Here is a 12595-nt window from a genome sequence, read left to right on the forward strand (position 1 = left end):
ATGCTATAACTAAGCCTTTTTTATGGAGAGTTTGGCCTACTGGTGTAGCCCTAAGACTTCAAATCTTGTGGTGGGGTAGTTGACTATTCTGCGGGGGGTTCGATTCCTTCACTCTCTAGCCAGGTTTTGGAATTTTAAATAATATTTTAGGTTTAAATTATAAAATATTTTTTGATTTATGGTTTTAGGAAAAATAAGTTGAAAGAGATTAGAAGAGTTGATAATTTTGAATATATAATAAAAGTTACCGTTGTTATTATTGGCTTAGTTCATCTTATATATGCTGTTAGTTTTACTCTAACGGGGCTATATTTCTTATTACCTTCTAGCTTAATTCAAATTATTATTTCTTTATTAGTAGCTTATGTAGTGTTGATAAGAAACAAGGGATATGCAATTGCTACTTTATATGCGCATTTAGATATATTATTTTCTTGTTGTTATTGCACTTATTATCTTGGATGGGGCTATGGTTTTACTATGATAATAGTTCTTTTATTATCATTAGCATATTTACAAAATTTCAATACTTTCTTAGTTCCAATAGGTATAGGACTTGTAGAAGCGACTGCTTTTTTTGTAATGCTTTATATTACAAAAGATACTCCAAATTATCCAAATCCTTATATGCCATATATAAATATAGCTAATTTTTTGTTTATGGTAGTTACATTGCTAGTTTATATTTGGCTAAATGATAGAGAAAATGCCAAGATTATTAAGCAACTTGATGCTAGAAAAGAATTCTTACAATATAAAGCTGAAAATGATTATTTAACCACACTTTTAAATCGTCGTGCTATGAATGAGATATTAGATAATATGTTAGAAAAATTAAAAAATAAAGAAGTAAATTCTTTAGCATTAGCAATAGGAGATATTGATAATTTCAAGCATTTAAACGATACTTATGGTCATAATTTTGGAGATTTAGCTTTAAAAGAAGTTTCTAAAGTGTTTAAAAACGAATATGAAAACAATACAAATACTTATGTGGCTAGATGGGGTGGAGAAGAATTTTTAATACTATTTAGCAATTACTCTTACAATGATGTTTTAAATTCTTTAGAAAAAAGTAGAAAATCTATTGAAAAATTACAAATTAAAGATAATTTAAATGAAACTAGCGTTACTATTTCAATAGGTGTTAGTTATTCTATAAATTTAATTAATAAAGATGTATTGATAACAAAAGCAGATGCAGCACTTTATAGTGCAAAAGACTCTGGAAAAAATAGAGTAAAGTTAGTTAATTTAGGTTAGATATGGGAAGTTTTTTAGATCAAGATGATTTAGTTGTAGCAAAAAAAATTGCTAGATATATACTAATTATATTTTCAACATTATATTTTTTATTATCTATTTTAATGGGTTGGTTAGGTCATAACTATCCTATGTTTGTTAATTTGTTTTTAGCTTGTATATATTTGTATTCATTAAAAAAGTTAGATTTATTAGAAGTCAATAGTTTAGTATATACGGTGCATTTTGTTTGTATAGTTTATGCTATTTTTATGGTTCTTTATTTTGGTTGGAGTTTTGGAGCTCAATATTTTTTAATACCTTGTATAGCTTTTTGTTATGTAGGTCAATTTGAAAATAGAAAAATTATCTATACATTAGCAATTTTTGAGAGTATAGTTTTTGAATTATTGTATATATTTATGGAAGTTAATAAATATACCTTACAAAATCAATTATATGTGCTTGGATACAATATTAATGGCATATTTTATATTATTCATAGCTTATTTGCGTGTCTTACAATTATAATTGTTATGTATTTTTTAAAAATTAAAGTTTATAAAACAATTGAGACAAAAGAAAATGTAAATGAAGTTTTAAGTATTAATGCTTCTACAGACCCGCTTACATATTTGCTAAATCGTTGGGCTTTTATGGAAAAAATTCATTTAATTCAATATAAAAAGAATTTTCATTTTGCTTTAATAGATATAGATTTTTTTAAAAAAGTTAATGATACTTATGGGCATAGTGTTGGAGATGAAGTTTTAAGAGTAACTGCAAGTTGCATAAAGCTTAATTTTTCAAGATATACTGATATGATTGCTAGGTGGGGCGGGGAAGAATTCTTAGTATTTGCATTAGGTTGCAGTGAAGAAGAATTTTATGAAGCGTGTAATAATTTTAGAAAAGAGCTAAAAAATAATAAATTCTGTGCTGGCGATTTTACGATAAGTGCTAGTGTTGGTTGTTTGCATGTAAATGGCGATTTTTCATATAGTAATTTTGATAATTATATTAAAAAAGTTGATGAATTATTGTATATGGCAAAAAATAGCGGTAGAAATAGGATAGAAGCAAAGCGTATAGAAGATGAATGAATTTAGAAAGATAGATAATATAAGACAATTAGTAAAAATCACAATGATTTTACTAACAATAACCCATACTACTTATGGGAGTGTGTTTTATTTTCTAGGTCTTTATCCTATGGTTAATATTAAGTTTATTGAAGCTTTTATTGCTTTAGTAGCTACGATTTTTATTTTAAAAATTGACAAATATCATAATATTGCTGTTTATTTTACACATGCTTCTGTTTTGCTGTCTTGTTCAATTTGCACATATATTTTAGGGCAAGGATATGGTTTTTTAATAGTTATGATAGCACTTTTATCTCTTGGCTATGTTCATGACTTTAGCAGTTCTAAATATCCTTTGATTATTGGTATTTTTGAAATTATTTTATTTATAGTTACAATAATTATTACAAAAGATGTTCCTGATTTTGAAAGCGAATATATGGTTTTTGTATATGTATTTAATGTTATAAATATTACTTCTGTAATTATTTTTTATTCATTTTATACGCATAGTATTGATGAGAATGAAAGTAAAATATTAGAAAAAGAAAGCATTAAATTACAAAATAAAGCTGATTATGATTATTTGACAAATATTTTAAATCGTCGTGCAATGAATGAAATTTTACATATATATCATAATTATTTTCAAAAAGACCAGATTCGTTCTATGGTAATTGTCTTAGGTGATATTGATAATTTTAAGAGTTTAAATGATGAGTGCGGTCATAATTTTGGAGATATTGTTCTTAAAAATACAGCAAAAATCATTAAAGATAAAATATCTAAAAGAGCTTCTAGTTATGTAGCTAGATGGGGTGGAGAAGAGTTTTTAATGCTATTAACAGGTCTTAGCATAGATGAAAGTGAAGAACTAATGAATGAGATTAGGGAAGATTTTGCTAACTATACTCATAAAGATGGTTATAATGCTAGGAAAACTACAATTACTTTTGGAATTTGTTATTCTTTAAGACTTGAAAGTATAGATTATATGCTATCTCAAGCTGATAATGCCTTATATAGTGGTAAAAAATCAGGTAAAAATAAAGTAGAAACTATAGTTTTAGGACAAATATGATAGATTTTGAAAAAAGAAAATATGAGCTAGTAGAAGTTTTACAAGCTGAAAAAATTATGAAAGGTATTTTAGTTTTTAATTTAGTATATGCTTTAATAATGATAATTAATGATATTCCTTATTTGTTTTTAGCATACTTTATGTTAGCGGGGTTATTTTTAATTTCTTTAGTTTTTGTAAAAAGTAATAATTTTAATGCTTGTATTCATATCACTTTTTTTTCTTGTTTTGTTTTTTCTGCTAGCTCAATTTATTATCTTGGGTGGGGTTATGGGTTTGAATATTATATATTACCTATAATATCTTATTTTTATATAGGTATTTATAGGAAAAAATACATTATATATTTAATAGCGACTTTCGGACTTATTTATTATTTGGCAATGTATTATTTTTTTTGTGTGAATGATTATTCTTTAGATATACCTTTATATTTATTTAGTGATGGTTCTAAATTCTATTTTAATTGTTTTAATGGGATTGTAGTATCAACTATTTTTGTAATTGTATCAAGTGTTTTAAGAAAACAAATATATATTGAATTAGAAAATAGACAAAATATAAACAAAAAGCTTGATAAAAGTGCAAATTTTGATTATTTAACAAGACTTATGAATAGATGGTGTTTTATAGATAGTATTGAAGATTTAAATATTAAAAGTAAGGTAAGTATTGCTTTAATAGATGTTGATTATTTTAAAAAAGTAAATGATACTTACGGACATAGTGTGGGAGATGAAGTATTAAAAAATTGTGCAAATTTAATGAGAAAGCATTTTGGAGAATATACTGATTTGATTTGTAGATGGGGTGGAGAAGAATTTTTAATATTAGCTTATAATGTATCTGCTTTAGATTTTGAAAATGCTTGTGAGAATTTTAGAATAGAGTATTCAAATTCTACATTTTCTGTTGAAAGCTTAACTACTAGCGTTAGTATAGGTTTAGTTTTTATAGAAGATAATTTTGCTAATAATATTTTAGATGAATATATAACAAGAGTTGATAAGTGTTTATATGAGGCTAAAAATACAGGTAGAAATAAAATAATAAAAAATATAATTTAATTTAAGCAAAAATTAATTTTATTAGGATAATATACAGCTTTTATTTTTAGTGTGCGTTCATAGCTCAGCTGGATAGAGCAACGGCCTTCTAAGCCGTAGGTCAGAGGTTCGAATCCTCTTGGGCGTACCACTTAGCGGATGTGGTGAAATTGGCAGACACGCCAGACTTAGGATCTGGTGCAGCAATGCGTGGAGGTTCAAGTCCTCTCATCCGCACCACTTATCATCTTAGTTATACTTTTTCAATTATATTTTTAATATTTGTTACGAAAAGTTACATTAATATATAAAAGTGCTAATTTTCTTTGCTTAAAATCTGATTTTATTGTAACATAAGTCCTTTCATTTTATCAAAAAGGAGCCTTAATGGTAGAAAACCAGCAAATCAAACGAAATGGATTTGAAAAAATCTTACACAAAATTGAAGTATTAGGAAACAAATTACCTGATATTACAATTCTTTTTTTAATTGCATTTTTTATTGTGATGATTTTAAGTTTTGCATTAAGTTTTATTGACTTTTCTTATATTCATCCAGTTAGTCACGAAAAAATTGTAGTTAAAAATATGTTTGAAATTCATAATTTAACTGAATTAATAGTTAGATTAGGCGTTAATTTTATAACTTTTCCTGCTTTACAATTAGTTTTAGTTGCTACTTTAGGAGTTAGTATTGCAGAAGGCAGTGGTTATATTAGAGCATTACTAATTAAAATGATAGGAATAGTTCCAAAAAGCATTGTTGTTCCTGTGGTTATATTAATTTCTATATTTTGTCATATAGTATCAGATAGTGCTTATGTATTTTTAATGCCAATTGCAGCTGCTATGTATTATAGTGCAGGTCGCCATCCAATAGCTGGAATTACTACTTCATTTGCTGCACTTGCAGGTGGGTTTAGTGCTAGTTATATTCCAAGTGTAGTTGATCCGTTAATGCAAGAATTTACTCAAAAAGCAGCAAGAACAATTGACCCTGAAATAAGCGTAAATGTATTGTGTAATTATTTTTTAAGTATTTTTTCAACCTTTAGCGTAATTGCTGCTTGTTGGTTTGTTAGCTCAAAAATTATTGAGCCTATGCTAAATAAAACTATGCCTATTGATAGTGATTGTAAAATCGCTCATTTAGAAAATGAGAAATTAAGCTCACAAGAAAATAAAGCTTATTGGGGAGCGACTTTAACATTTATATTTATGGCTTTATTATTATTTGTTGTATCAATCCCAGAGAATTCTGTTATGCGTGGTGCTAATGGCTCACTTACTAGTGCTGATGCAGCTTTAATGAAAGCTATTGTTCCATTGGTATTTTTATTCTTAGCAATTCCAGGATATGTATATGGAAAAATCAGTGGCTCTATAAAAACATCAAGTGATTTATCAAAAATGGCTGCTAGTAGTTTAAATACTCTTACTACCTTTATTGTATTTTGTTTTGTATGCGGGCAGTTTTTATATGTATTTAATACTTCAAATCTTTCAACTCTATTAGCAATTTCAGGAGCTGAGTTTTTAAAGAGTATGAATATGCCTTCAGTTTTTACAATTTTAGGAGTGATTATATTTACAAGCTTTTTAAATATTTTTGTTACATCAGCTACATCAAAATGGGCTATATTAAGCGTTATTTTTGTTCCTATGTTAATGTTACTTGGAATTAGCCCTGAACTTACTCAAGCAGCATATAGGACGAGTGATAGTGCAGTAAATGTTATGACACCTATGTTTCCATTTTACCCATTAGTGATTGGTTATTGTCAAAAATATTATAAAAAAACAGGAGTTGGAACACTTAGTTCATTAATGCTTCCATTTGGTATTGCTTTATGGATAGCTTTAGTTGGTAGTTTATTTATATTCTGGGCTTTAGGTCTTCCGTTAGGATTTGATACTACTTATGTTTATAATTTTAAAGGTTAGATATGTTGGTAGAAGACTTTATAAAATATGTAAAAATCTCATCTCAAAGCGACGCTAGTAAGAGTAATACTCCTACTAGCGAAGGGCAGTTGCAATTAGCGAAATTATTAAAAAGTGAGCTAGAGAATTTAGGACTTAGCGAAATTAAGCTAAATGATAATGGCATTTTAACCGCACTTTTAGCTGGTGATAAAACTAAGACTAGCTTAGGTTTTGTAGCTCATCTTGACACTATTGATGTTGGGCTTAGTCCTTGTGTAAATCCTAAGATTTTAAGATTTGAAGGCAAGGATTTAGATTTAGGTAAGGCGGTTTTAGAGATTTCTAAACACCCTGAAATTATGAAGTATTTAAATGAAGACATTATTTTTAGCGATGGCTCGTCTGTTTTAGGGGCTGATAATAAGGCTGCAATTGCTGTTATTATGAACTTAATTAAAACTCTTAAAAATAGTGATATTAATCATCCTGATATATTTTTAGCTTTTGTGCCTGATGAAGAAATAGGGCTTTTAGGCTCAAAGCAGCTTAATTTAGATGATTTTAGGACAACTCATCCTTATACTATTGATTGTTGTGAGGTTGGGGAATTAATGTATGAGACATTTAATGCAGCAAGTGCAAAGCTTAATATAATAGGTGTTTCAGCACACCCAATGAATGCTTATAAAATAATGCTAAATCCTACTTTATTAGCAAATGAGTTTATAAATCTTTTTGATAGATTGCAAACTCCTGAAAATACAAAAGATAAAGATGGATATATTTGGATAAATGAAATGCACTCAAATCAAAACGAAGCTAGTGTGTGTTTAAATATAAGAGACCACGATAAAACTAAATTTGAAGAGAAAAAAGAATACATTAAAACTTGCGTTGATTTTATGCAAAATAAATATAAAAAAGCTAGTTTTAAACTAGAAATGAGTGATACTTATTACAATCTAAAAGATGCTCTAAACGATGATAATAAAGATAGTTTAGATAAATTATATAAAGCTTTTGAATTATCAAATATTAAAGCAAATACAATTGCTATGCGTGGCGGGACTGATGGAAGCGCGTTGAGTGTAAAGGGTCTTTTTACCCCGAATTTTTTTACAGGAGCGCATAATTTTCATTCAAGATTTGAGTTTTTACCTGTTAAATCACTTGAAAAATCTTATGAAGTAGCACTTAATTTAGTAAAAATATATTCAAACTAGGAATTTTAATTCCTAGTTTTAAATTCTTAAAAACTATATCCTAAATTAACTCCGTATCTAATACCTTTAGCTATTACATCATTTGTATAACTTGCTTTAATTCCTGCATAAAAGCCGTCTAAATTGCGAGTGAATTTATAACCTAGCATAAGATTTGCTTCATAATTTAGTCTTTTTTGTTGCTCGTTAAATAATTTATCTCTTTTATTATCTAAATAAAATTTTGCAAAAGCACTAGCTTCAATAACTAATCCTTCATCAAAAATATTCATAGTGCTAGCTCCTAATTTGATTAAATTAGTATTAGCTACTAAATCTTTAGTATTAGTTTTGCTTTTGATTTTTTCATGACCTAAGCCACCTAAGATATTAAAGCCTGATTTAACTCCTACATTATTATTAAAAAATCCAATACCACCCAATACATTAACAGCAGTATAAGTGCTTGAAATTTTGCCACTTTCTATATTATTTTTATATTCTGAATCAAAGTCGTGAATGCTTAAGTCTGCACCAAAAACAAAATCATTATCATAATTACTAAGTTTATAAGAATTTATAAAAATTCTTCCTTGATAAATACCATTATCGCTTAAATTAAGCCCGTAATCTTTAGCTTTTCCTACCATAAAATCAGCACCTACGAAGTTTTGTGCGTTTAGGCTGATTACACATATTAGTGTTGATAAAATTTTTTTCATATTATCTCCTTTTTAAAAAATGTTAATTCTATATTTGTATTTTTATATTTTAGTAATTTATAAATTATGACAATATATAGGCTTTTTGATATTAGAAATAAGTTGTCCGTTATTATTTTTAGGAATTGTTGTAAAACCTACATTATTTATTACAATACATATTGAGTTATTTTGGTCTATATTAGTTGATTTGCTTAGTCTAATAATATATGAATTAGCTTTTATTAGATTATAAGTTTTTGATTTATTAGTATATGAACTTGCAAATAATTCTCCTAATTCATTTACCATTATTCTGTGAGTTTTTTTGTATTTATTATTTAGATTATAAAATACATCAATTTTAGTTATACCAAAGCTTTTTGTAAGATTTGTCCTTGTTGTAAGCAAATTATCATCTACGCTTATTCCTGCATATCTAGTTCCAATTAGTTTTGTTTTGTCAAATAAATCTTTTGCTAATTCATTTGCATCTGGATTTGATGAGCTAGAACCTATGCTATCGCTAAAAATACTATATCCAAATTCTTGATGATTGCATTTATATTTGTTATATGAAGTTTTTGTATTTGCTACACAATGAAAATATATTTGCCAATATGATTTATCGTAATTTGTCGTATAATCATATACATCGTAATTTAGTGCTAAATCACGAAGTATATAAATATCTTGAGATAAACTCCTAGCTGCTAGGATTAAAGAATTTGAATTGATTTTTGATATTGCTATACTTGAGAGTATTCCAGCAACAACTAAAACTAAAACTAATTCAATTAAAGTAAAACCTTTTTTACTTACACGCAGCTTTGTCAATATGTACAAATCCAGAATATTGTTCTACATAAATACAAGCTATATCACTACCTTTTGAAATTTCTATTTTAAAACCACTTGGATTTTGATTAAAGTTTAAAGGCTCTCCTAATTCATTAAATATAATAGTATCAGTTGGCGTTAGACCACTAGCAGGAGTTGTGGTTGGTGTAGTTGGGGTAAATGTTATATTATATTTTTTAATTTTAAGAATAGCTGTTCTTGTAGCACACGCTTCATCTTTTTCAAAATCACATATTCTTTTATCAGGATTTAAAAAATCTTCAGCATATTCTGCTAAAACTGGTGTTGTTCCTTTTGAGTTATATTCAACTTTACTAATTTTATAAATCTTATTAGAAGCTATTGTAAAACGATAATATTTATTATGATAACTATTTGTTCCATCATAAGCGTCATCTCCTAACGCTAGAATTTTTGTATATCTAATATCGTTTGCAATACTTCTAGCAGCATCTATTAATTCACTTGTATGTATTTTAGAAACAGCAACCGCACTAAGTATAGCACCAACAACCATAACAACTAATAATTCAATCATAGTAAAAGCTTTTTTCATACTTACATCCATTCTAAAACTTGAGCTAACTCATTAGCTACAAAGCATTTAATACCTTTAAAATTACTTTTATTTGGAATTATAGCATTTTTAAAGCCTTGATTTTTTGCTTCATTAAGTCTAATATCAAGGCTAAAAACTTCGCAAATTCCACCATTTAAACTAAGCTCCCCAATAAATACACTCTCATTGCTTAAAACTCTATTTTTAAAGCTAGATATTATAGCAGCCGCAACTGCTAAATCAGCAGCAGTTTCGCTAACTTTTATCCCACCACTAATATTTATAAATACATCATATCTTGCAAGTGGAATTTCTAATTTTCTCTCAAGCAAGGCTAAAATCATATCAAGTCTATTTCTATCAAATCCCGTTGCACTTCTTTTAGCATAAGCACTTTCACATACTAAAGCTTGAACTTCAAGAGTAATTGCTCTGCTACCTTCTAAAATAATAGTTAGAGCACTTCCTGCGTGATTTTTACCTACAAATCTAGTTTTAATATTGTTTGCGCTTATAAGTCCATTTTCGCTCATTTGCCAAATGCCTATTTCGCTAGTGCTTCCGAAACGATTTTTAAAGCCCCTTAAAATTCTTAATTCCTTACTAGCATCACCTTCAAAATAAAGCACCACATCAACCATGTGTTCAAGCACTCTAGGTCCTGCAATTGAGCCTTCTTTAGTGATATGTCCTATTATAAATGTGCTAATATTATTGCTTTTGCTTAGTTTCATTAGTTCAAATGTAAGCTCTCTTACTTGAGTGATTGAACCAGCACACGAACTTATATTTTCTGAATAAATAGTTTGAATACTATCTATAATTAAGACTTCATAATTATTGCTTAAAACTTCATTTTTAATATTTTCAAAACAAAGTTCTGTAAGTAAAAACAAATTATCTTCATTAGCATTTAGTCTATTTGCACGAAGTTTTATTTGACTTTTACTCTCTTCAGCACTAACATAAAGGACTTTTTTGCCATTTTTCGCTAAGTTTGCAGCGGTTTTTAAGAGTAAAGTTGATTTGCCAACACCAGGAGAGCCACCTAGTAAAACTAATGAGCCTACAACAAGCCCACCACCTAAAACCAAATCAAGCTCTTTATCATAAGTTGAAAATCTATCAACTTGCTCAATTAAAACTTCTTTAATACTAACTGCTTTGTTTGAATTTGGTTTTATTTCGTTTTTTAATACTTCAATTTGAGTTTGGTTTAATTCTAAATATGAATTAAATGCCCCACATTCAGGGCATTTGCCTAAAAATCTAATTTGCTGATTACCACAAGCTTGGCATTCATAAAGGCTTGATTTTTTCTTAGCCATTGTTAAAAATTCCGTCTAAAAGAACCTTTAAATATTCATTTGCTTTAAAAGGAGCAATATCATTTGCACCTTCTCCATATCCAAAATATAAAATTGGTAGCTCTAATTCTCTTGCGATTGCAAATAATGAACCACCTTTACTTGTTCCATCAAGTTTAGTAATAATTACTCCATCAAGCTTTACTAAATCATTAAAAACTTTTGCTTGATTAATACCACTATTTCCTTGAGTTGCATCTAGGACTAGAATTTTTCTATGTGGAGCGTTTTCATAAGCACGAGATGAAATTCTTATTATTTTTTCTAGTTCATTTGCTAGATTTTTTTTATTTTCTAATCTTCCTGCTGTATCAATAATCACATTATCATAACCTTTGCTAAGTGCTTTTGTAATGGTATCAAATGCAACTGCACTTGGGTCATGCCCTTGCTTAGTGCTTACAATATCGCAATTATTTTTACTAGCCCAAAGTTCAAGTTGCATAATTGCACCTGCTCTAAAAGTATCGCACGCTCCTAGTAAAACTTTTTTGCCTTGATTTTTATAAAAATTACTTAATTTTCCTATAGTTGTAGTCTTTCCTACTCCATTTACACCTAATATCAATTCTACAAATGGTTTATCATTAGAATTTGAATTAGGATTTTCATACATAAAATATGAGCTCATTACTCTTTCTAAATCCGCTCTTTCAACTATATCTTTAGGCGGTAAGTAGTATAAAATCTCTTCTACTATTTCATAAGTAATATCAGCATTTACTAGCATTTCTTCTAATAAATCTTTACTTATTTTTTCGTTCTTTGGTTTTACTTGATTTATAGCTTCAAGTGTTTTTGCTAAGCCTTTTTTTAAAAAATCTAACATTATTTCATAACCTTTTGAATATCAATATCAAGCATTTCTTCATAAACTGCACCTAGATAGTTGTTTATGTTTTTACCATTTTGGTCGTATAAAGCAATATATGGAATGCCGTTAATTTCTCCTAAAACTTTTAAAAATGTGTAATTATTATCACCTGTAACAATATCATAGCTAATACCATTATCCTTAATAAATTTAGCTATTTCTTCATCACTTTTATCTTCTAATAAAACACCAATAACTCTTAATCTATCTTTATATTTTAATGCTAAATCATTTAAGTGTGGAATTTCAGCCTTGCAAGGTGGGCACCAAGTAGTAAAGAAATTAAATAATATAATTTTATCATTTGAAGTAAATTCTAAGTCTTTATTATCATTATTAATTCTTTTAATTTCAAAAATCTCATCGCTATTATAAAATTTTAAAGAGAATTTAATTAGTCTATTAAAATCAGGTTCTTTTTTAACTTCAACTTGAGTAATTTGTTCGCTTTCTTCTTCTTTTTTATCTTCTTTCTTATCAAAACAAGCGGTAAAAAACAATAAAGCAACGCTTAGCAATATAGCTTTCATTTTAATTCCTTATGTAATATGCTTATAAATTTTTTAGGTTAGATTATGGATAAAAAGTTAATAAGAGAAAAATTTCATAAAGAAAATTATAAATTTTGTAAAAATTACGGAAGTTTTAGAG

Annotated in this window: 12 protein-coding genes and 3 tRNA genes; 9 read left to right on the forward strand and 6 right to left on the reverse strand. The window is 27.7% G+C overall.

All coding sequences use genetic code 11. The features are described 5' to 3' along the window. Positions 1 to 23 precede the first annotated feature (23 nt). From KJQ99_RS00785 to pepT, 9 genes are all read left to right on the forward strand, one after another. Positions 24 to 122: transfer RNA gene (locus KJQ99_RS00785), tRNA-Sec, on the forward strand. Between the two features lie 76 nt (positions 123 to 198). Further along, a complete protein-coding gene (locus KJQ99_RS00790; RefSeq protein ID WP_214115946.1) occupies positions 199 to 1263 on the forward strand; it encodes a GGDEF domain-containing protein in 1065 nt (354 codons plus the stop codon). A 2-nt stretch (positions 1264 to 1265) separates the two neighbouring features. After that, a complete protein-coding gene (locus KJQ99_RS00795) occupies positions 1266 to 2345 on the forward strand; it encodes a GGDEF domain-containing protein (RefSeq protein WP_214149722.1) in 1080 nt (359 codons plus the stop codon). Continuing rightward, positions 2338 to 3408, forward strand: a complete 1071-nt coding sequence (locus KJQ99_RS00800; protein WP_214119719.1) for a GGDEF domain-containing protein — start codon at positions 2338 to 2340, stop codon at positions 3406 to 3408. Before KJQ99_RS00795 ends, KJQ99_RS00800 begins: the two co-directional genes overlap by 8 nt. After that, positions 3405 to 4475, forward strand: coding sequence for a GGDEF domain-containing protein (locus tag KJQ99_RS00805; protein ID WP_214149723.1), 1071 nt, complete (start codon positions 3405 to 3407; stop codon positions 4473 to 4475). The genes KJQ99_RS00800 and KJQ99_RS00805 overlap by 4 nt, the downstream gene beginning before the upstream one ends. 53 nt (positions 4476 to 4528) lie before the next feature. Then, positions 4529 to 4605: transfer RNA gene (locus tag KJQ99_RS00810), tRNA-Arg, on the forward strand. 4 nt (positions 4606 to 4609) lie between these two features. After that, positions 4610 to 4694 (forward strand) — tRNA-Leu (locus KJQ99_RS00815). Between the two features lie 147 nt (positions 4695 to 4841). Further along, positions 4842 to 6398, forward strand: coding sequence for an AbgT family transporter (locus KJQ99_RS00820; protein WP_214149724.1), 1557 nt, complete (start codon positions 4842 to 4844; stop codon positions 6396 to 6398). A gap of 2 nt (positions 6399 to 6400) precedes the next feature. Continuing rightward, a complete protein-coding gene (gene pepT / locus KJQ99_RS00825; RefSeq protein WP_214119722.1) occupies positions 6401 to 7603 on the forward strand; it encodes a peptidase T in 1203 nt (400 codons plus the stop codon). A 26-nt stretch (positions 7604 to 7629) separates the two neighbouring features. On the opposite strand, the gene KJQ99_RS00830 is transcribed toward pepT, so the two are convergent. Genes KJQ99_RS00830 through KJQ99_RS00855 form a run of 6 tightly spaced genes read right to left on the reverse strand, consistent with a single transcriptional unit; the run spans position 7630 to position 12474 of the window. Further along, positions 7630 to 8304: a hypothetical protein gene (locus KJQ99_RS00830; RefSeq protein WP_214119723.1), complete on the reverse strand. Its 675-nt coding sequence runs from the start codon at positions 8302 to 8304 to the stop codon at positions 7630 to 7632. A 57-nt stretch (positions 8305 to 8361) separates the two neighbouring features. Then, positions 8362 to 9120, reverse strand: a complete 759-nt coding sequence (locus KJQ99_RS00835; RefSeq protein ID WP_214149725.1) for a pilus assembly FimT family protein — start codon at positions 9118 to 9120, stop codon at positions 8362 to 8364. Continuing rightward, a complete protein-coding gene (locus tag KJQ99_RS00840) occupies positions 9098 to 9700 on the reverse strand; it encodes a pilus assembly FimT family protein (RefSeq protein ID WP_214149726.1) in 603 nt (200 codons plus the stop codon). Before KJQ99_RS00840 ends, KJQ99_RS00835 begins: the two co-directional genes overlap by 23 nt. A 2-nt stretch (positions 9701 to 9702) precedes the next feature. Then, positions 9703 to 11031: a DNA repair protein RadA gene (gene radA / locus KJQ99_RS00845; protein ID WP_214115925.1), complete on the reverse strand. Its 1329-nt coding sequence runs from the start codon at positions 11029 to 11031 to the stop codon at positions 9703 to 9705. Beyond that, positions 11024 to 11899 carry a signal recognition particle-docking protein FtsY gene (gene ftsY / locus KJQ99_RS00850; protein ID WP_214119726.1) on the reverse strand — a complete coding sequence of 292 codons (876 nt, stop codon included), beginning with the start codon at positions 11897 to 11899 and terminating at the stop codon, positions 11024 to 11026. The genes radA and ftsY overlap by 8 nt, the downstream gene beginning before the upstream one ends. After that, a complete protein-coding gene (locus tag KJQ99_RS00855; RefSeq protein WP_214115921.1) occupies positions 11899 to 12474 on the reverse strand; it encodes a TlpA family protein disulfide reductase in 576 nt (191 codons plus the stop codon). The genes ftsY and KJQ99_RS00855 overlap by 1 nt, the downstream gene beginning before the upstream one ends. Positions 12475 to 12595: the final 121 nt, after the last annotated feature.

It is taken from the genome of Campylobacter sp. 2018MI13, from assembly GCF_018501135.1.
Taxonomy (GTDB): domain Bacteria; phylum Campylobacterota; class Campylobacteria; order Campylobacterales; family Campylobacteraceae; genus Campylobacter_E.

What these genes read in the sequence shown, in the direction of transcription:
- pepT (WP_214119722.1), top strand. Translation starts at nt 6,401, where the DNA reads ATGTTGGTAGAAGACTTTATAAAATATGTAAAAATCTCATCTCAAAGC.
- KJQ99_RS00830 (WP_214119723.1), bottom strand. Translation starts at nt 8,304, where the DNA reads ATGAAAAAAATTTTATCAACACTAATATGTGTAATCAGCCTAAACGCA.
- KJQ99_RS00840 (WP_214149726.1), bottom strand. Translation starts at nt 9,700, where the DNA reads ATGAAAAAAGCTTTTACTATGATTGAATTATTAGTTGTTATGGTTGTT.
- KJQ99_RS00855 (WP_214115921.1), bottom strand. Translation starts at nt 12,474, where the DNA reads ATGAAAGCTATATTGCTAAGCGTTGCTTTATTGTTTTTTACCGCTTGT.
- KJQ99_RS00820 (WP_214149724.1), top strand. Translation starts at nt 4,842, where the DNA reads ATGGTAGAAAACCAGCAAATCAAACGAAATGGATTTGAAAAAATCTTA.
- KJQ99_RS00800 (WP_214119719.1), top strand. Translation starts at nt 2,338, where the DNA reads ATGAATGAATTTAGAAAGATAGATAATATAAGACAATTAGTAAAAATC.
- radA (WP_214115925.1), bottom strand. Translation starts at nt 11,031, where the DNA reads ATGGCTAAGAAAAAATCAAGCCTTTATGAATGCCAAGCTTGTGGTAAT.
- ftsY (WP_214119726.1), bottom strand. Translation starts at nt 11,899, where the DNA reads ATGTTAGATTTTTTAAAAAAAGGCTTAGCAAAAACACTTGAAGCTATA.
- KJQ99_RS00795 (WP_214149722.1), top strand. Translation starts at nt 1,266, where the DNA reads ATGGGAAGTTTTTTAGATCAAGATGATTTAGTTGTAGCAAAAAAAATT.
- KJQ99_RS00805 (WP_214149723.1), top strand. Translation starts at nt 3,405, where the DNA reads ATGATAGATTTTGAAAAAAGAAAATATGAGCTAGTAGAAGTTTTACAA.